At 70.6% G+C, this 19,014-nt stretch carries 16 protein-coding genes; 12 read left to right on the top strand and 4 right to left on the bottom strand.

Annotated features, from left to right (window positions below):
* Positions 1-95 precede the first annotated feature (95 nt).
* On the bottom strand, positions 96-1,877 hold the full coding sequence (locus tag DMC61_RS15975; RefSeq protein ID WP_072030078.1) for an ABC transporter ATP-binding protein: 1,782 nt from the start codon (positions 1,875-1,877) through the stop codon (positions 96-98).
* 158 nt (positions 1,878-2,035) lie between these two features.
* Here DMC61_RS15975 and mshB point away from each other — a divergent pair, with 158 nt between their 5' ends.
* From mshB to DMC61_RS15960, 3 genes are read left to right on the top strand one after another with little or no spacing between them, the layout of a single operon-like run.
* The gene (mshB, locus tag DMC61_RS15970; protein ID WP_233594819.1) at positions 2,036-2,878 is read left to right on the top strand and encodes an N-acetyl-1-D-myo-inositol-2-amino-2-deoxy-alpha-D-glucopyranoside deacetylase; all 843 of its coding nucleotides are present in this window, start codon (positions 2,036-2,038) and stop codon (positions 2,876-2,878) included.
* Positions 2,875-3,282: a hypothetical protein gene (locus DMC61_RS15965; protein ID WP_125689906.1), complete on the top strand. Its 408-nt coding sequence runs from the start codon at positions 2,875-2,877 to the stop codon at positions 3,280-3,282. The genes mshB and DMC61_RS15965 overlap by 4 nt, the downstream gene beginning before the upstream one ends.
* Complete coding sequence (locus tag DMC61_RS15960; protein ID WP_063277765.1) at positions 3,275-4,081, top strand: hypothetical protein; 807 nt, start codon at positions 3,275-3,277, stop codon at positions 4,079-4,081. Before DMC61_RS15965 ends, DMC61_RS15960 begins: the two co-directional genes overlap by 8 nt.
* Here the strand turns inward: DMC61_RS15960 and DMC61_RS15955 are convergent.
* Positions 4,065-4,826, bottom strand: coding sequence for a site-2 protease family protein (locus DMC61_RS15955; RefSeq protein WP_016337112.1), 762 nt, complete (start codon positions 4,824-4,826; stop codon positions 4,065-4,067). The genes DMC61_RS15960 and DMC61_RS15955 overlap by 17 nt on opposite strands.
* A gap of 171 nt (positions 4,827-4,997) precedes the next feature.
* Between DMC61_RS15955 and DMC61_RS15950 the strand changes: the two genes are divergently transcribed.
* Both DMC61_RS15950 and DMC61_RS15945 read left to right on the top strand, forming a co-directional pair.
* The gene (locus DMC61_RS15950; protein WP_007028952.1) at positions 4,998-5,381 is read left to right on the top strand and encodes a WhiB family transcriptional regulator; all 384 of its coding nucleotides are present in this window, start codon (positions 4,998-5,000) and stop codon (positions 5,379-5,381) included.
* Positions 5,382-5,513: 132 nt separating this feature from the next.
* Complete coding sequence (locus tag DMC61_RS15945; RefSeq protein ID WP_233594818.1) at positions 5,514-8,780, top strand: glycosyltransferase family 2 protein; 3,267 nt, start codon at positions 5,514-5,516, stop codon at positions 8,778-8,780.
* Positions 8,781-9,073: 293 nt separating this feature from the next.
* Here the strand turns inward: DMC61_RS15945 and DMC61_RS15940 are convergent, their stop codons facing one another.
* A complete protein-coding gene (locus DMC61_RS15940) occupies positions 9,074-9,505 on the bottom strand; it encodes a metallopeptidase family protein (RefSeq protein WP_016337110.1) in 432 nt (143 codons plus the stop codon).
* A 116-nt stretch (positions 9,506-9,621) separates the two neighbouring features.
* Here DMC61_RS15940 and DMC61_RS15935 point away from each other — a divergent pair, with 116 nt between their 5' ends.
* The 6 genes from DMC61_RS15935 (at position 9,622) to DMC61_RS15910 (ending at position 14,741) form a co-directional block, all read left to right on the top strand.
* Positions 9,622-9,975 (top strand): DUF3499 domain-containing protein, encoded by a 354-nt coding sequence (locus DMC61_RS15935; protein WP_073848429.1) that lies wholly within the window; start codon positions 9,622-9,624, stop codon positions 9,973-9,975.
* A gap of 72 nt (positions 9,976-10,047) precedes the next feature.
* Positions 10,048-11,403 (top strand): phosphomannomutase/phosphoglucomutase, encoded by a 1,356-nt coding sequence (locus DMC61_RS15930; RefSeq protein ID WP_125689905.1) that lies wholly within the window; start codon positions 10,048-10,050, stop codon positions 11,401-11,403.
* A 52-nt stretch (positions 11,404-11,455) separates the two neighbouring features.
* A complete protein-coding gene (locus DMC61_RS15925) occupies positions 11,456-11,677 on the top strand; it encodes a Trm112 family protein (protein ID WP_016337108.1) in 222 nt (73 codons plus the stop codon).
* A complete protein-coding gene (locus DMC61_RS15920) occupies positions 11,661-12,752 on the top strand; it encodes a hypothetical protein (protein WP_043848372.1) in 1,092 nt (363 codons plus the stop codon). The genes DMC61_RS15925 and DMC61_RS15920 overlap by 17 nt, the downstream gene beginning before the upstream one ends.
* Before the next feature lie 66 nt (positions 12,753-12,818).
* Complete coding sequence (gene manA / locus DMC61_RS15915; RefSeq protein WP_125689971.1) at positions 12,819-14,042, top strand: mannose-6-phosphate isomerase, class I; 1,224 nt, start codon at positions 12,819-12,821, stop codon at positions 14,040-14,042.
* A gap of 189 nt (positions 14,043-14,231) precedes the next feature.
* Positions 14,232-14,741 carry a hypothetical protein gene (locus tag DMC61_RS15910; protein WP_125689904.1) on the top strand — a complete coding sequence of 170 codons (510 nt, stop codon included), beginning with the start codon at positions 14,232-14,234 and terminating at the stop codon, positions 14,739-14,741.
* 52 nt (positions 14,742-14,793) lie between these two features.
* Here the strand turns inward: DMC61_RS15910 and DMC61_RS15905 are convergent, their stop codons facing one another.
* Positions 14,794-17,793 carry a BTAD domain-containing putative transcriptional regulator gene (locus DMC61_RS15905; protein WP_125689903.1) on the bottom strand — a complete coding sequence of 1,000 codons (3,000 nt, stop codon included), beginning with the start codon at positions 17,791-17,793 and terminating at the stop codon, positions 14,794-14,796.
* A 143-nt stretch (positions 17,794-17,936) separates the two neighbouring features.
* Here DMC61_RS15905 and DMC61_RS15900 point away from each other — a divergent pair, with 143 nt between their 5' ends.
* Positions 17,937-18,851, top strand: coding sequence for a cation diffusion facilitator family transporter (locus DMC61_RS15900; RefSeq protein WP_125689902.1), 915 nt, complete (start codon positions 17,937-17,939; stop codon positions 18,849-18,851).
* The last annotated feature ends 163 nt before the right edge of the window (positions 18,852-19,014 follow it).

Genomic DNA, 19,014 nt, shown 5'->3' with positions numbered 1-19,014 from the left:
GCCTTCACGCGCTTCCAGACACGCGAGTGACGTCCAGATACACAAAGGCCCCCTTCACCGCGTCCAGCGCGGCGAAGGGGGCCTTCACGTAAGCGTCAGTCGGCCACCGGGGCCAGCTTGCCCGCCTCCCAGGCGGCACGCCGCTCGGCCTGCAGCACCGGGTCCGCGACCGGGGCGGCCGACAGCAGACGACGGGTGTAGTCCTCACGCGGCGAGTGCAGCACCTGGTCACGCGTGCCGACCTCGACCAGCTTGCCGTGCTGCATCACCGCGACGCGGTCGGCCAGCAGGTCGACGACGGCCAGGTCGTGGCTGATGAACAGGCAGGCGAACTGCAGCGAGCGCTGCAGGTCCAGGAACAGGTCCAGCACGCGGGCCTGCACCGACACGTCGAGCGCCGAGGTCGGCTCGTCCGCGATCAGCAGCGCCGGGTCGAGCGAGAGCGCCCGCGCGATGGCGACGCGCTGGCGCTGACCGCCGGACAGCTCGTGCGGGTACCGGTTGCGGTAGTGGCCGCCGAGCTCGACCTTGTCCAAAAGGGACGTCACGCGCTCGTTCAGGGCCTTGCCCTGCAGGAACTTGTGCAGCACCATCGGCTCGGCGATCGATTCGCCGATGGTCATCTTCGGGTCCAGTGTGGACGCCGGGTCCTGGAACACGATCGAGAAGTAGCGGCGCAGCGGGCGCAGCTCCTTGTTCGACATGTTCGTGATGTCCTTGCCCGCGATCGACACGGTGCCCGCGGTCGGGGTCAGCAGGCGGATCGCGCAGCGGCCGACGGTCGACTTGCCGGAGCCGGATTCGCCGACCAGGCCGACGATCTCGCCCTTGGCGATGCTCAGCGAGACGTCGTCCACCGCGCGGTTCTTCGCCTGGCCGCGGCGGCCGGGGTACTCCAGCACGAGGTTCTTGATCTCGAGCGCGGGCGCGTTCTCCTCGATCACCGCGGCGAGCTCGGAGTCTTCGAGCCGGATCTCCTCGGCGATCTTCGTGGCCTCGTCGCTGTCGGCGGAGATGCCCTCGTCGTCGAGCAGGCGGCGGCCCTCGGGGCGCTGGCCCAGCACGGGCACCGCGGCGAGCAGCTTGCGGGTGTACTCCTGCGACGGCGACGCGAACAGCTCGCGCACCGGCGCCTCTTCGACGATGTTGCCCTGGTACATCACGACCACGCGGTCGGCGAGGTCGGCGACGACGCCCATGTCGTGCGTGATCAGCACGATCGCGGTGTTGAGGGTGTCGCGCAGCTTGCGCAGCAGGCCGAGGATCTCCGCCTGCACGGTGACGTCGAGCGCGGTGGTCGGCTCGTCGGCGATGATGACCTTCGGGTCGCACGAGATCGCCATCGCGATGACGACGCGCTGGCGCAGACCGCCCGAGAGCTGGTGCGGGTACTGCTTGAAGCGCAGCGGCGGGTTCGGGATGCCGACCATCTCCAGCAGCTCGACGGCGCGCTTGTCGGCGGCTTCCTTCGAGATGTCCTGGTGCGAGCGGAGGGCTTCGCGCAGCTGCCAGCCGACGGTGTAGACCGGGTTCAGCGCGGTCATCGGCTCCTGGAAGATCATCGCGACCTGGTTGCCGCGGATCTTCTGGAGGTCCTTCTCCTTGAGGTCGGCCAGGTTGCGGTCGCCGAGGCGGAGCTCGCCCGCGATCCGGCTCGTCTTCGGGAGCAGCCCGAGCACCGACATCGAGGTCACCGACTTGCCGGAACCGGACTCGCCGACGACGGCGACGATCTCACCCGGCTTGACGTCGAAACCGATGCCCTTGACGGCGTCGACCACGCCCTCGTCGGTCGGGAACGAGACGCTCAGGTCGGAGATGGACAGAACCGAACCCGACACGCCGCCGAGGTCCGACGATGCTGCTTCAGTGCTCACCAAGATGCCCTTCGTGGGGGTACATATGGTCACGGCGCAATGCCCGTGACTCGCGCGAGGATAACCGAGAGTGGCCCGACTAAGGTCGGTGCTCTCCGGCTTCCGTTCCCGACACCCTATAAAGGAAAGCGCGCCGTGTTCGAATTAGTCTTCAAGCCGTGATCTCAGACCGGCCCAAATTGCTCCTGGTGCACGCCCATCCGGACGACGAAAGCATCACCACCGGTGGCACCATCGCGCGTTACGCGGCCGAAGGCGCCGAAGTGACCGTCGTCACGTGCACTCTCGGTGAGGAGGGCGAGATCATCCCGCCGTCCCTCGACGGTCTCGGTTCGTGGGCTTCCGATCAGCTCGGCGGCTACCGCGCGGGTGAGCTCGCGTCGGCCTGCGCGGCGCTGGGCGTCACCCGGCACCGGTATCTCGGCGGCATCGGCCGCTGGCGTGACTCCGGGATGGCCGGGACGCCGTCCGCCGCCCATCGGCGCGCGTTCTCCGGCGGCGACCTCGACGAGCAGGCCGCTCAGCTCGCCGAGATCCTCGACGAGGTCCGGCCCCAGGTCGTCGTCACCTATGACGCCTTCGGGGGTTACGGGCACCCCGACCACATCCGCGCGCACGAGGTCACCATGGCCGCGGCGCCGAAGGCCGCGTCGGTCGAGCGGGTCTTCCACACCGTTTCTTCGCGTGACGCCGTCACGGCCGGGCTCGCCGCGCTGCGCGGACGCTCGACGTTCCGGGTCCCCGAAGACGGCGAACTGCCGGTGACGCCTGACGAGACCATCACGACCGTCCTGGACGTCGTTGCGTACATCCCGGCGAAGGCGGCCGCGCTGCGGGCGCACGAGACCCAGGTCAGCGTGCCGGCCCCGCCGCATCTCGCCGACCACTTCGCGCTGAGCAACGACGTCGCGCAGCCGATCACCCCGAACGAGTACTTCGTGCTCGCCCACGGACCGGCCGAAGGTGCCGCGGCCGATCTGTTCGGGGGACTCGCGAAGTGAGTGAGCCGCTCACGTCGCGGCAGCGCCTGCTGCTCGTCTTGCTGGCCTTCGACGCGTTCCTGCTCGGCTTGCTCGAACTCTTCTTCCTGCCGCTCCGCCTCGACGGGATCGTGCTGCCGAAGCTCGGGGACGCGCCGCTGCCGGTGACCGTCGTGCTCGCGGTGCTCACGACCCCGCTCCTGGTGCGGACGACCGCGAAAGTGGTGCGGCCCTCCTTTTCGGTGATTCCGCTGCTCGTCTGGGTACTAGTCGTACTCGGGATGGGTGCGACCGGACCCGGAGGTGATCTGGTGCTGATACAGGACTGGCGGGCCTTGCTGCTGATCGGCGGCGGGGCGTTGCCGGGAGCACTGGCGCTGGGTGGCGGTCTGGGAAGGCCTGCGAAGGGAGTCAGCGGTGGGTGAAGCGATTTCGGACCGCCAGGTGGTGGCCGTGCTGCGGCCGTTCGTGCGCGCCTGCGGGCCGATGGTCGACGCGCTGCGGGACGCGGATCCGTTCGGATTGCAGGCCAGGGGCCGCCGCCACGAGGATCTGGACGGCGTCGAACCCGGGCTGAAGGACAAGCTGCTCAACGGGATCACCTCGGTCAAGGTGCCCGGCACCGCGGCGTGGGCCGAGATGTCGAACTACCAGCGGACCGACTGGTGGGTGAACCGGGTCGGCCGGTTCACCGCGCTGATCACCGCGATCCCCGGCCTCGGCGGCGCGCTCGCCGACCGGCTGCCCGTGCAGGACGCGCTCGGCTCGGCGGCGCAGGGGGTGCTGCTGTGCGCGATCGCGGGGGAGTACGGCGTGACCGACGTCGGCGCCCGTGTCCGGCTGATCGCGTGGGTCCTTTTCGAACGCGACATCGACCCGGTGATCGCGGCGGGCAAACACGCCGAACACGACAAGGCCGCCGAAGACGACGAAGCGGCGAAGCTCACCGAAGAACTCGACGACGCGAAGAAGAAGCACGGCAAGATCACCTTGAAGGCCGCCGCGGGCACGTTGTGGCGGCTCGGCCGGGGCCTGCTGGGCATCGTCGAAGAACTGGAGAAGCGGCCACGCGGCCGTCTTTTCCACCGTGCGCTCGGGAAGCTGCCGGTGGTCGGGATGGCGGGCGACTACCTCGGCGAGCGGTCCGGTCTCAAACGCGTCTGGAAGCGGGCGCACGAATGGTTCACCGAACACCCCGACGGCGAGCTCACTTCCAGAACATGAACGCGTCCTGGCCGTACATGGCCGCGAGCTTGAACCCGCCCACGGTGTCGAAGACCGCGAAGGACCCCTGCCACAGCAACGAGCTGGCCCCGGGTACGAGGAACAGCACGGCGAACAGCACGATCGGCGCCCACGGCCGGGCTTTCGCGCCGAACTCGCGCGCGCCGGGCGAAAGGTAGGGCTCGATCGCGCCCCAGCCGTCGAGGCCGGGGATCGGCAGGATGTTCAGGATGAACGTGACGATCTGAAGCAGCGCCAGGAACGAAAGCCCGATCACGAGACCGGACGACATCGGCACGAGCGCGACGACGAGGGTCAGCAGGACACCGACGCCGAGGTTGCTCAGCGGGCCGGCGAGCGAAACCCACGACTGGACTCCGCGGGAGCGCAGGCGCCCGTGTTCGATCCACACCGCGCCACCCGGCAGCGGGATGCCGCCGATGAAGAGGAATACCAACGGCAGGATGATGGACAGTGCCGGATCCGTGTATTTCCGGACGTCCATGGACAGGTAACCCTTGTGGGCGACGCTGTGGTCGCCGCCGCGGAACGCCACCATCGCGTGGCCGAACTCGTGCAGCGTCAGTGACGCGACCCAGCCGCCGGCGACGAGCAGGACGACGCCGATGATGATGAGCGGGTCGTACTTCTGGCTGGAAATCGTCGTCGTGTCACCGAAAGCCGCCAGTACACCGCCCAGGACGGTGACCGCGAGGATGCCGAGGAAGATCGGGCTTGGCCGCACTGCTGATCTCTGCACCCCTCCAGTCTTCCGTATGCCCGATGTGAAGTTGTCGGCGTGTCCCCTTGCGCGATGAGGCGTGAGTATCCCCCGAACTCGCTACTCGGCTTGACCTGACCGCACTACACGGGTGTAATCACAGTGATGTCATTCGTCGCTGGAAGGGGGCGGCGGATGGTGTTTCAACACCGCCAGCCTGGGGAGTGCGTGGACAGCGAGGAGGCGGACGTGCGGTTGGAAGCAGATGGAAGGGAATGGGGGCAAGTCGTGGGTTGGGGTGAGGTCCCGGAGCAGCAACTGGGCGATCTCACCGAGCTTTTCGACGATGCCTCCGCGGAAGAGCAGGACTGGCAGGAACGGGCCCTCTGCGCGCAGACGGACCCGGAGGCGTTCTTCCCCGAGAAGGGCGGCTCCACCCGTGAAGCCAAGCGGATCTGCCTCGGTTGCGAGGTCAAGGACGAGTGCCTCGAGTACGCCCTCGCGCATGACGAGCGGTTCGGTATTTGGGGCGGGCTCTCCGAACGTGAGCGTAGGAAACTGAAAAAGCGAGCTGTGTGACGGCGATCTCCGGCGGCCTCGTGCGCCGGAGATCGCTTCCGTTCGCATCCACCTAGTGGGGCCACCAACGGGTGACAGGGTCGCGTCGTAGGGTGGCGGCACTCGACTTCGCCGCCACATCTGGAGTGCCCGTTGTCTCGCACTGCCGCGTCATCTGTGCCGCGCACGGCCCCCGTTCTGGCCATTGTGGTCTGTCACAACGGCGAGAACTGGTTGCCACTGGCGCTTTCCGCGCTGCGGCGCAGCGGTGTCCGGCCGCGGCACGTACTCGCCGTCGACACCGGATCCACCGACGGCACGGCGAAGATCCTCGCCGACGCGGCGGCCGACCGCGAAGCGCCGGTCTTGGATGGAATTCTCACGCTTTCCGGTGATGTCGGCTTCGGTGCCGCGGTGGGCGAGGCCGTCGAGCACGCCGTCGAACGCTGGGGCGACCCCGGCGGTTGGCTCTGGCTGCTGCACGACGACTGCGCGCCGGAACCGGGGTGTCTCGAAAACCTGTTGGCAGCGGCCGAAAACGAGCCCGCCGCGACGGTGCTCGGCCCGCTCGCGGTCGACTGGAGCGACCCGCGCCTGATCGTCGAAGCCGGTTTGTCGACCGACGCGATCGGCCATCGGCAGCAGATCTCACCGGATGAGAACGACACCGCCGTACTCGCCGTGCCGAGCGCGGGATCGCTGGTGCGCAGGGAAGTCTGGCACGACCTCGGTGGCTACGACCCCGGCTTTCCCTTGCTGCGCGAGGATCTCGACTTCGGCTGGCGGGCCAACGCCGCGGGCGGCCGCGTGCTTTCGGTGCCGTCGGCCCGGCTGCGGCACGCCCGCGCGCTCAGCACCGGACAGCGCGAACCGGAGGCCCTCGGCCTTCCCCTCGCCACGGCGAACCGCGCGCACGGGCTCCGGGTGTTCCTCGTCAATTGCCCGCCACTGTCCTTTTGGTTCGGACTTTTTCGAATTCCGGTCTTCGCGGTGCTGCGGGCACTCGCGTTCCTGCTGCTGCGGCGCACCGGCGAGGCGGGCGCGGAACTCGCGGCCACCTGGCATCTGCTGCGCGGCCGCGGCGGACTGCGCGCGGCCCGTGCGGAACGCCGGAAGACCGGACGGCCCGGCAAGGTCGGCGGCCTGTTCACCGGACGGATGACGCGGGTGCGCAACGCCGTGCGCGCCGGTGTCGTCGGCCTCGTACGGCGTGGCGTGGAACGGGATTTCGCCCTCGGGACGGTGCCGGAGGGCGTGGATCAGGAGGGGGCCTGGATCCCGCCGGAGGCGTTGAAGGCGGGGCAGGATCGTCCGGTCGGTCCCGGTGCGCTGCCCGCGGGGGCGATGCGCGGCGTCGGCTCGCGCGGGACGGGGCTTCGTCGGCCCAGCGCGGTCGTCGCGGTCGCGGTTCCCGAAAAGCCCGTGGCGGAGGGCCCGAAACCGTCGCCGGTGCCGAGGGACGGCGGACGGCGGCCGGAACCGGAACTCGTGTTCGTCGAGGTCGACCGGAAGCGGGTGCTCGGCGCGACCGTGTTCGCCCCGCCGGTGCTCATGCTCGTCGTGCTGACGGCGCTCGCGTTCGTGGTCAACGGATCCCGGCTCGGGCTCGACCTCTTCGGCGGGAAACTGCTGCCGGTCGGCGGGCTCGGCGAGATCTGGTCGTCGTATCTCGCGCCGTGGCACGCGATCGCCGGCGGGACGGCGAGTCCCGCGCCCGCGACGCTGCCCGTGCTGGGCACGATCGGCGCGATCTTCACGCCGATCGGTGGTCCCGCGGCGCTGGTCGCGATCCTGCTGATCGGTGACATCCCTCTCGCCGCCCTGAGCGCTTATGTGGCCACTCGGCACCTTCGCGTGCGTCGCTGGGTGCGTGCCGTCGCGGCGGCGGCGTACGGCGTGCTTCCCGCGGCCACGGCTTCGGTCGCGCAGGGTCGGCTCGACGTCGTCGTCGTGCATCTGCTGCTGCCGCTGGTGATCGCGGGCATCGTGGGGCTGCTGGTCCGCGCGGACTCGCGCTGGCTGCACGTTTCGGCGCTGAGCGCGATCGGGCTGGCGCTGATCGGCGCCTTCTCCCCGCTGGCGCACGCGCTGGCGCTGGTCGGGCTGGTGATCGGGTTCGTGGTGCTGCCTTCGCCGACCGGGCTCGCGCGGCGGATCGCGTCGGTCGGCATCGTGGTGTTCCTGCCGCTGGCGTTGCTGCTGCCGTGGCCGAGTGTGCTTTTGAGGCATCCGGAACTGCTGCTGCACGGGCTCGGCGGTGGTGCCACGGCCGCGTCCGGCGCCGATCTCGCCGGGCTGGACCCGGGCGGTCCCGGAGCTTGGCCGATCGGGGTGGCGCTGGTCGCGGCCGCGATCGTCGCGCTGGTGGTGCGGCCGACGAAGGGCGCGGGCGGCGGTGTCGCGGTCGTCGTGCTGGGTGCGCTCGGGCTCGGCGCGGTGCGGTTCGTGGCGGTGACGCCGATGTCGGGCGGCGCGCACGCGACCGGGTACGCCGGGGTGCCGCTGCTGGTGATCGGCGCGGGACTGCTGTGGACGGTGCTGGCGACCTGGCAGCGGGGCGGTTCCGGGATCGATCCCGCGCCGTGGCTGGCGAAGGTCACGGCCGTGGCGGGGGTGCTCGTGCTGCTGGCGCTGGCGACCGGCGCGGTCGTCGCCGGACGGGAAGGGCCCCTGCGGGCGGGCGAACGCCCCTCGCTGGCGCCGGAGATCTCGGCGGAACTGGCTTCGAGCGGCCGATCGGTGCTGGTGATCGGTGACCTCGCGCGCCAGACCGGTGGGCGGTTGCCGAGTTTCGGCGACGACGAGTTCGCGCCGACGCCGGGCAGTGCCGATCGGCTGGCTTCGTGGCGGCGGGACCTTCTGCAAGGCTCGCCGGACGCGGTGAAGCAGGCCTTCGCGGCCGCTTTGGCCTCGGGGGTGTCGTATGTCGTGCTGCCGAGCGGCGCGGATGGTGGCGCCTTCGTCGAACTCGCGCGAGACCTGGTCGCCTTGGCGGCGCCGACCTCGGACGGGCGTCCGGTGCTGCGGTTGCTGCCCGCCGGCGGGCAGGTGGCGCTGATCTCGCCGGAACTGGCGCAGGCCGCCGTGACCGGGAAGGGCGCGCCGGGCGCGTCACCCGGGGTGGCGCCGGTGCAGGCCGGGCTGCCGGACGTGCGGGTGCGGGTCTCGGAAGGCCCGACCGGACGGCTGCTCGTGCTGGCCGCGGAGTTCGAGGCGGGCTGGCAGGCGAGCGTGGACGGCAAGGCCGTGCCGATCGTGCGGGCTTGGGGGCATCAGGTGGCGGTCTCGGTGCCGCCCACTCCTTCGGAGGTCGTGGTGGAGCATCAGGGGACGACGCGGAACCTGCTGCTTCTCGCACAGGTGGCGGCTGTGCTGTTCACGCTGCTGACTGCTGTTCCTACGCGGCGGCGTGCTTCTTGAGCTCGCGGGTGTCCTGAAGGCCTCCTTTGAGACGTTGAGTGTCCCGAAGGAGGCCTTGGCGGCGCGCACATTGGGGGCGGACCGCGGCGCCGAGGGTTCCCAATGCCGCATTTGGGTCGCTCAGCGTCTCAAATGCGACATTGGTTACTCACCAGGCTTCAACGAGTTATCCACAGCCCCTTCCCCTTGTGGACAACTCCGCCCGTCAGGGCCGTTTCCGCAGGTCCCGTCGGTGGGCGGCGATACACTGGGCTGGGGACGCCCCCCGGGGAAGGGCGGGGGCTGGGCAGGGGTTATTCGCCTTCGATGACGTCGGGTTCGACGCCCAGGTAGCCCGCGACCTGTTCCACGAGGACGTCGTGGACGAGTTCCGCGAGTTCGCCGGGGTCCTTCGCGCGCGCTTCGAGGGGGCGGCGGTAGAGGACGATCCGGGCCCGCGTCGGGAGGCCGGCGCGGTCGACGCCGGCGGGCACGAGCCGCGAGAGCGGGACGGCGCCGTCGTGCAGCACCCCGTCCACTCCGGCGGGTGCGCCATCCGAGCGAACTTCGGGAACGTCGTCGACGGCGACGTCGAGCTTCGTCAGCTCGTGCCGCCACCGCGCTTCGATCGGTTCGAGCGCGTCCAAAACCAGCGCGTCGAACCTTTCCGCCCTGCTAGCGGCGGCGGGAAGGGTCGACGGATACAGCGCTCCGCGCAGGCCCCGGCCGTGCCGGTCCCGTCGCATCCGCCGTCGCTGTCGGGAATCACGAGCCGTCGCCACGCACCGAAGGGTACGCGCTCGGCGATTCAAAGCGCGTGTCGCCGGTACGCCGGGCTCGCGACGCGCTATCGTTCTCGATCGTGCGGAGCGTACGAAAGTGTTCGCGAACGGGTTGTCTCGAACCCGCTGTCGCCACGCTCACGTATGCCTACAGCGATTCGACAGCCGTAGTGGGCCCACTGGCCACCGCGAGCGAGCCGCACTCCTATGACCTCTGCGAGGCCCACGCCCTCCGGCTGACCGTGCCCAAGGGCTGGGAAGTCGTCCGGCACGAAGGCGCCTTCGCCGCCCCGGATCCCTCCGCCGACGAGCTGACCGCGCTGGCCGAGGCCGTGCGCGAAGCCGGCCGCTCCGACAAGCCCGCGCCCGAGCCCGAACCCGAGGGACCCTCGGGCAGGCGCGGCCACCTGCGCGTCCTGCCCGGCCGCGCCTGACGCGAGGGCTCGCCGGTAGGCTTTCGAGCGCGCCAGAGGGCGTTGTAACGAGACTATTGGCGGGGAGCAGGCGTGCCAGACCTTTCGGGCATCGTGAAGGCCTACGACATTCGCGGCGTGGTCGGTGAGCAGCTGGACGCGGCACTCGTCCGCGACCTCGGATCGGCGTTCGCCCTGTTGATCAAGCCGGAGTCCGACTCCGTGGTGATCGGCCACGACATGCGCGACTCCTCGCCCGAGCTGTCCGCCGCCTTCGCCGACGGCGTGACCTCGCAGGGCCTCGACGTGGTGTCGATCGGCCTCGCCAGCACCGACCAGCTGTACTTCGCGTCCGGCTCGCTCAACCTGCCCGGCGCCATGTTCACCGCCAGCCACAACCCGGCGAAGTACAACGGCATCAAGCTGTGCCGCTCCGGCGCCGCCCCCGTCGGCCAGGACTCCGGTCTCGCGGAGATCCGCGACACCGTCGAGCAGGGCGTGCCCGCCTTCGAGGGCCAGCGCGGTTCGGTGACCGAGAAGGACGTCCTCGCGGACTACGCGGCGTACCTGCGCAAGCTCGTCGACCTCTCGGGCAGCCGCCCGCTGAAGGTCGTCGTCGACGCCGGCAACGGCATGGGCGGCTACACCGTCCCCACGGTCTTCGCGGGCCTGCCCATCGAGGTCGTCCCGATGTACTTCGAACTCGACGGCAACTTCCCGAACCACGAGGCCAACCCGCTCGACCCGAAGAACATCGTCGACCTCCAGGCGAAGGTGCGCGAGGAAGGTGCAGACGCGGGCCTCGCCTTCGACGGCGACGCGGACCGTTGCTTCGTCGTCGACGAGCGCGGCGAGCCCGTCTCGCCGAGCGCCATCACCGCCCTGGTCGCCGTCCGCGAGCTGGAGAAGGAGCCGGGCGGCACCATCATCCACAACCTGATCACGTCGAAGGGCGTCCCCGAGATCGTCGCCGAGCACGGCGGCAAGCCGGTGCGGACCCGGGTCGGGCACTCGTTCATCAAGGCCGAGATGGCCAAGACCGGCGCGATCTTCGGCGGCGAGCATTCTGCGCACTACTACTTCCGCGACTTCTGGCGCGCCGACACCGGCATGCTGGCCGCGCTGCACGTCCTCGCCGCCCTCGGCGAGCAGGCGGGCCCGCTGTCCGAGCTGACGGCGGAGTACTCGCGCTACGCGGCCTCCGGTGAGATCAACTCGACCGTCGACGACCAGGTCGCCCGCATGATGGCGGTCAAGGACGCCTTCGGCGCGCGTGACGGCGTCGAGATCGACGAACTGGACGGGCTCACCGTGCAGCTCCCCGGCGGCGGCTGGTTCAACCTGCGCCCGTCCAACACCGAACCGCTGCTCCGCCTGAACGTCGAGGCCGCCGACGCCGAGGCCGTCCGGGCGCTGACCGAAGACGTATTGGCGATCGTCCGTGGGTAACGAATGTGTCGTGAAAACACACATAGAGATGTCCCACAGGTAGGGAGTAAGCATGGCCGTCACGTTCGACGCACAGTTGCTGGAGATCCTGGCCTGCCCGTCCCCCGATCACGCGCCGCTGCGGCCGGGGACGGCGGCCGATCCCGAGGCCGACGCACTGACCTGCACGGAATGCGGTCGCGTGTATCCGGTCCGTGATGGAATCCCGGTACTGTTGCTGGACGAAGCCACCGAGCCGACGACCCCGGATGGCGCCCATGCCGACGGTCCCTGACGATTCCCTGCTCGACGATCCCGCGAGGCTGGCCGAGGCCGACACCGCGGGGCTTCTCCGTGCCGCCGCGATGGCGGGCGCCCAGGTGCGGGCGACCGCCGAAGCCGCGGCCGAACTCGAGCTGAGCGATCGCCTGGACGTCGGGCGCCCGCGCTCGCTCGTGCTGATCGACCGGCCGGGCGTCAGCCGGACGCTGACCCGGCTGGTCGCCGCGCTCCTGACCCCGTCGTGCCCGGTGCCGGTGGTCGTCGCCGAGGTGGTGCCGAGCTGGATCGGCGCGCTCGACGTGGTCTTCGCGCACACCGACGACGCCGGTGACCGCGAGCTCGCCGCGTCCCTCGAACGCGCCGCCCGGTTCGGCGCGACCGTCGTGCTGTCCGCGCCCGCCGAAGGCCCGGTCGCGGCCTCCGTCGCGGGCAAGGGGCTGCTGCTCGCGCCGAGGCTCCCGGTGCCGCCGGAGATGGCCTTCCCGCGCGGGCTCGCCGCCGCCCTGCTCACCGCGAACGCCCTCGGCCTGCTGGTGGCCGACCTGGAGCAGCTCGCGGACCACCTCGACGCGGAAGCCGAGAAGGATTACCTGGCCAGGGAGTCGTTCGCCAACCCGGCCAAGGCGATGGCGCTGAAGCTGGCCGAGCGCCAGCCGCTGCTGTGGGGGCTGGACCCGGTCGCGGTCGCCGTCGGCGAGCACGCGGCCCACGCGTTCGCCGCGCACGCCGCCGTCGTCTGTGACGTGGAGGACTACCGCCAGGCACTGGCCAGGCCCGCTTTGCGGCGGGCGGCGTTGTCCGGCGGCGTGGATCGCGATATCTTCGCGGACCCTGAGGAGGGGGCGGGCGCGACGCCGAGGGTGCTGCTCCTCTCGGTCCGGACCGGGCCCGCCGCGGAGGCGGCCCGCTATCAGGCGGAAGACCTGCTGCCCGGCGGCGACGTGATCGCCCCGGCCGAAGAGATCGAAACGGACGAGATCGTGCGTGCGGCCGTTCTCGCCCTGCGTTTCGAGCTGGCCGCGGTCTATCTGGGGCTGGCCGTCGGCAGCATCGGCGGCGCCGGGAGGTACACGCCCGCAACGGCGTGAGTCCCGAGCGCGACGTAGGAAATGAGGGCCGGCACCACCCGTGCCCGGCGAGGAGTTGAGGTGACAGTGGAGCTGCTGCGCAATGCCGTGCGGCCCTACGCGTGGGGGTCCAGGACGACGATCCCCGAGCTGCTGGGGCGTCCGGTGCCGGCGCCGCATCCGGAGGCGGAACTGTGGATGGGCGCCCACCCCGGCGACCCGTCCCACGTCATCGGCCCGGACGGCACCGAGCGGAGCCTGCTGGAGCTCGTCGAAGCCGATCCGGTCGGCCAGCTCGGCACGACCTGTGCCGGCCGCTGGGGCGGCAGGCTGCCGTTCCTGCTGAAGATCCTCGCCGCCGAAGAGCCGCTTTCGATGCAGGCGCACCCGTCGGCCGCGCAGGCGGCGGAGGGGTACGCGCGTGAGGAGTCGGCGGGGATCCCGCGCGACGCCTCGAATCGCAACTACCCGGACCCGACGGCCAAACCGGAACTGGTCTGCGCGCTGACGGAGTTCCACGCGCTGGCGGGCTTCCGCGACCCGGAACGCACGATCGCGCTGCTGAAGGCGATCGAGACGCCCGGGCTGGCGAAGTACGCGGTGCTGCTGGAGGCCCAGCCGGATCCGGCCGGGCTGCGCGCGCTGTTCACCACCTGGATCACGCTGCCGCAGGCCGCGCTCGACGAGCTGCTGCCCGAGGTCCTCGATTCGTGTGTGAAGCACGTCCAGGAACGCGGCGAGTTCGACGTCGAATGCCGGACCATCCTGGAGCTCGGCGAATCGCATCCGCGCGACGCGGGGGTGCTCGCGGCGCTGCTGCTCAACCGGCTCACCCTCAGCGCGGGCGAGGCGATCTACCTGCCCGCCGGCAATCTGCACCTGTACCTGCACGGCACCGCCGTCGAGATCTTGGCGAACTCGGACAACATCCTGCGCTGCGGGCTGACCCCGAAGCACGTCGACGTGCCGGAGTTGCTGCGCGTCGTCGACTTCGCGTGCGGGGAGATGCCGGTCCAGAGCGGAGAGCGCGAGGAGCGCCTGTCGGTGTACCGCACCGACGCGCCGGAGTTCGAGCTGTCGCGGATCGAATGGGAGGCCGGGGACGACGGCGAGGTCGCCGTCCACGACGTCGGCCCGCAGATCCTGCTGTGCACCGCCGGAAGCCTGCTGGTGACGGCCGACGACGGCGAGCAGGTCGAGCTTCGCCGCGGCCAGTCCGTGTGGCTCCCCGCCGCCGACCCGGCGGTCCGCGTGCGGCCGCTGTCCGGTGAGCGCACCCAGGTGTTCCGCGCCACCGCCGGCACCTGCTGATCCTCCTCCCGCGTTTCGTCCTCTGAATGCGGTCCTTGCCCGCGCAAGGACCGCATTCAGAGGACGAAACGCGGGCTTGGCCGAAGTGTGTGCGTTCCGTGTGGCGGCTTCCGCGACTATCGACCGAAGGGGTGACCCGGCGCTTGGCGTCGGCTCGTCCCGGACATCGACAGCCAAGGAGCGACAGCAGTGACTTCCCATCCCGGCGCGGCGAGCGGACGTGCTTTCCGGGCGCCGGTTCCCGTGCGCCCTGCCGTCCTGCTCGCCGCGCTCGGATTCGCCGTCGTGACCGCGCTCGTCCCGGTCGTCGACCTGGTCTTCCCTGTGCCGAGCGGCCAGGACCTGGTCGGCTCGGCGCAGGCGATGGCGGGGCTCGCCGGTGACGCGATCGAGTCGGTCAAGGCCGCGGGGAGCGGCCTGCACGAGCTCGCCGCGGGCGCGGAGAGCAGGCTGAACCTCCCGCTGGTCGTGCTCGTCTCGCTCGGCGCGCAGGTGCTGCTCACCGCCGCGCTGTTGGTGACGGGCACCCAGCCCGTCCGCGTGATGCTGACCGTCGCCGGGCTGATCAACATGTTCGCGGTCTCGCGACTCGGGGCCGCCTCGCCGCCGGTGTGGGACGCCATGGCCAACGGCGTCCTGGCGATCGCGCTGGCCTGGTTCTCCGCCGGACGGCGGGGATCGCGGCTCGCCGCCTGGTGAAGTGCAGGTGACTTCCGGGTGGTGCCCGTCTGAGGGGTCGGGCACCACTCGGTCAGGCCGGGGCGGGTTCGGTGAGCGACAACAGCAACCGGACGAGGGTCGAAGCGTTGGCGTCGTGGGGGACTTCCAATCGCTTCGCCTCTTCACCCGCCGCCTCGGCCGCTTCTGTTTCCCCGACGGCCTCGTACGCCCTGCGCAGCACGTGCAGGGTGAGGCCCGTCGCCGGTTTCCCGCCCATGGCACGGAATTCGTCGAGACATCGGCGCAACACGGGGATCGCGCGGTCGGCCCGGCCGTCGCCGATCCAGCTCGCCGCGATCGCGCGGGTGCAGGAAAGCTCTCGCGGCCGTTCTTCGAGTGCGCCGGCCAGGCGCCGCGCGTTCTCGTAGGCCTTCACCGCGCCGTCGCGGCGCCCGGCGGCGGCGAGGATCGCGCCCTGGGTGCGCAAAGACTTCGCCAGCGCCGATTTCGCCGTCGTCCGGCGAAGGACGCGGACCGATTCCTCGATCGTCGCCAGGGCCTCCTCCTGGCGGCCGTCGAGCATCAGCGACCACGAAAGTCCTTGCAGGGCAACGCCGAGCTGCCGATCGTCGGCGGATTCCCGTGCCTGGGCGAGGATCCGGCGATCGATTTCCAGTGCTTCGGAGATCTTGCCCAGCCGGTGCAGGGCGGCGGATTCCGCTCGTCTCGCATGGGTCCCGGAATCCTCCACAGTGGACATTTCGCGGGCCTGGGTGGCGGCGTGCAACGATTCCCCGGCCCGGCCGAGCCCGACCAGGCAGTGCGCCAGATTGGTCTCCACCCACGCCCGGGTGGCGAGGTCGCCCAGTTCCGCCAATTCCTTCGAGCAGGCGCGATAGCCCTCGGCCGCGCGTTCGTACTCGCCGCGGACATGCAGCAGCACCGTCAGATTCGCCTCCGCGATGACGGCGATGCGCCGGTCGCCCGCCTCGCGGGCAGCGTCGCGCAATGTCTCGTACGCCGTCCTCATGTCGGTGTAATGACTGTGCAGATACAGGTACGCGCTCAGTCTTTCCAGTATCCGCAAGGCTTTCCGTCGCCAGCCCACGGCGCACAGCGACGAGACGGCGGAAACCAGGTTCGCCCGCTCCACGGAGAACCACGTGCCGGGATCACGCAGCAGCCGCTCGACCAGCTCGGCCTCCAGCGGCTGGGCGGGGACATCGTGATCCGACAACGGCATCGGCACCGTCCTCGGCAGGCGGCGGGCCGCCGTGTCGGCGAGGCACAGCGCCGCGTCCGACACCTTCGCGACGGTGGCCACCCGCTCGTCGCGGGTCTCCAGCTCCCGGCCGAGTTCCGTGGCGAACACGCGGACGAGGTCGTGCACGCGGAACCGCTGCTCGCCCGTCGGATCGAGGCCGGTGGCTTCGAGCAGGCTGGCCTCGACGAGTTCGTCGATGGCCTCGTCGGCGCCTTCGTCATCGATCAGCGTCGTCACCGCCCACGCGGGCAGGTCGAGGGTGCGGCAGCGGCCGATCAGCCGGAACGCGCGCCGCGCCGCCGGGCTCAGCGCCCGATAGCTCAACGCGATGCTGCCGCGGACCTGGAGATCGCTGACCTGGAGCTCGTCGAGGCGCGAGACCTCGTCCTCCAGCCGTCCGGCGAGCTTCCCGAGCGGCAGCCCCGGCCGCATCGCGAGCCTGCTGCCCGCGATCCGCAACGCCAGGGGGAGATTGCCGCAGGCCTTGGCGATCCGTTCCGCGTCCGCGCGTTCGGCGCCCACGCGGTCCGGTCCGGCGAGGCGGGCGAGCAGGGTCATCGCCTCGGCGCCGGACAGCGGCGCGAGGGGGAGACGATCCGCCCCGGCGAGCCCGGAAAGCCGTCGCCTGCTGGTGATCAGGACGGCGGTGCCCGGCGTGCCCGGCAGCAGCGCGCGGACCTGCTCGGGGCTCGCGGCGTCGTCGAGCACCACGAGGACCCGGCGATCGGCGAGACGGCCTCGATAGACCGCCGCCCTGGCCTCGACGTCGTCCGGGATGGCGGGCCCGGTGACGCCCAGCGCGCGCAACAGATCGCCGAGGACGTCGGAGAGGTCGCGCGGGTCGGAGGCGCCGGCCAGCGGGACGAACAGCTGTCCGTCCGGAAAGGACCGGCGGAGCCTGTGCGCGGTGGCGACCGCGAGGGTGGATTTGCCCGCGCCCGGCTCGCCGGTGATCACCGCGACCGGAACGCCCGTGCCGTCGCCGAGCAGCCCGGAGAGCTTCGCGATCTCGCTCTCGCGGCCCGCGAGATCGGCGATGTCCGGCGGCAGCTGGCAGATCGGGAAGATCGGCGCGGTTTTGGCCGAGGGCACCGGATCCTCGCCGCGCAGCACCGCGGCGTGCACCCGGCGGACCTCGGCCCCGGGCTCCACGCCGAGCTCCTCGACGAGGGTGGCGCGCAGATCGCGGTGGACGGCGAGTGAATCGGCCTGCCGTCCGGCGCGGTGCAACGCGATCATCAGCTGCGCGGCCAGCCGCTCGCGCAGCGGATGCTCGGTGATCATCGCCTGGAGCTCGCCGGTGAGTTCGCCGTGCCTGCCGTCGGACAGCTCGGCGTCGACACAGTCTTCGAAGGCGGCGAGGCGCTCCGACTCGAGCCGGGCGACGTCGGCGTCGAGCCGGGGGATGTGCAGTCCGGAAAGGACCGGCCCGCGCCATTCCGCCAGCGCCCGGCGGTAGTGCCCGGCGGCCGTCGCCGGATCACCCGCCCGCGTCGACGCCTTCCCGGCCGCGGCGGCTTCGCGGAAAGACAGGAGATCGAGGTCGGCGGGCTCGACGACCAGGCGGTAGCCATGCGGGTCCCGCTGGATCTCCAGCCCCTCGAACCGGGCCCGCAGGCGGGAGACGTACGTGTGCAGATTCGACGAATACGACTTCGGCGGTGTGTCCGGCCAGAGCGTCTCGACCAGGGCGTCGACCGGGACGGAGGAGTTCGCGTTCAGCAGCAGGACGGCCAGCAGGGCACGCTGATGATCGCCGCGCGGCGTCGTGCGCCGCCCAGGCGGATCCTCGATCGTCAACGGTCCGAGCACGCCGAATCGCGGCACGGGCACCTCCCCAGGTCATGAGAGGGGCGAGACTAGCGAGGGGCCCCGACAATTCTGTGACCTGTCCCGCCCGCCGTGTACCGGCTCATCTGCACTGCTAGCCTTCGAACCCGGCATATCGGGACACCATTGGGGAGTTGCACGTGTCTGCAGGTGGCGGAACCAAGGCGATCATCGCCGCGCTCGTGGCGAACGCCGGAATCGCGGCCGCGAAGTTCACCGGCTTCCTCATCACGGGGTCGTCCTCGATGCTGGCCGAGTCCGTGCACTCGCTCGCGGACACCTCGAACCAGGGCCTGCTGCTGCTCGGCCAGAAGACCTCGCAGCGCAAGGCGACCCGCACCCACCCGTTCGGCTTCGGGCGGGACCGGTACTTCTACTCGTTCATCGTCGCGCTGATGCTGTTCAGCCTCGGCTCGGTGTTCGCGCTGTACGAGGGCATCCACAAGATCTCGCATCCCGAGGAGCTGACCTCGCCGCTGGTCGCGGTCGGCATCCTCGTGGTCGCGATCGGGCTGGAGTGCTACAGCTTCTACACCGCGATCCAGGAATCGAAGAAGATCAAGGGCGACGCGGGCTGGTGGGCCTTCATCCGCCAGGCCAAGACGCCGGAACTGCCGGTGGTCCTGCTGGAGGACGCGGGCGCGCTGTTCGGGCTGGTGTTCGCGCTCGGCGGGGTCGGGCTGTCGGTCGTCACCGGGAACCCGGTGTGGGACGGCATCGGCACCGTGACGATCGGTGTGCTGCTCGGCATCATCGCGATCATCCTGATCATCGAGATGAAGAGCCTGCTGATCGGCGAGGGCGCCTCCGAGGCCGACCTCGACGTGATCGTCGACGAACTCGCCGCGGGCAAGGTCGAGCGGGTCATCCACATCCGGACGCTGTACATCGGGCCGGACGAGATGCTGGTGGCCGCGAAGCTCGCGCTGGTGCCGGGGCTGGAGACCGCCGAGATCGCGCAAGCCATCGACGACGCCGAAGCGCGTGTGCGGGCGAAGGTGCCGACGGCGAAGCTAATCTATCTGGAGCCGGACCTGGACCGCGCGCTGGCCTGACCCGGTCCCGGCTCGCTTCACGGATGTCATGAAAGGGTCGTTCAGGACATTTTTCGTCCTGAACGACCCTTTCATGACATCCGGGCCAGGCGAGGTGCGACCGCCATCCGGAGCAACTGTCCGTACTCCGCCGATTACCGCCGCGACCTCCGGGTACTTCGTT

Origin of the sequence: Amycolatopsis sp. WAC 04169, assembly GCF_003947535.1 — a bacterium.
GTDB classification, from domain to species: Bacteria; Actinomycetota; Actinomycetes; order Mycobacteriales; family Pseudonocardiaceae; genus Amycolatopsis; species Amycolatopsis keratiniphila.
Note: the sequence above shows the minus strand (reverse complement) of the source record. Positions and strands in the feature narration are given on the sequence as shown.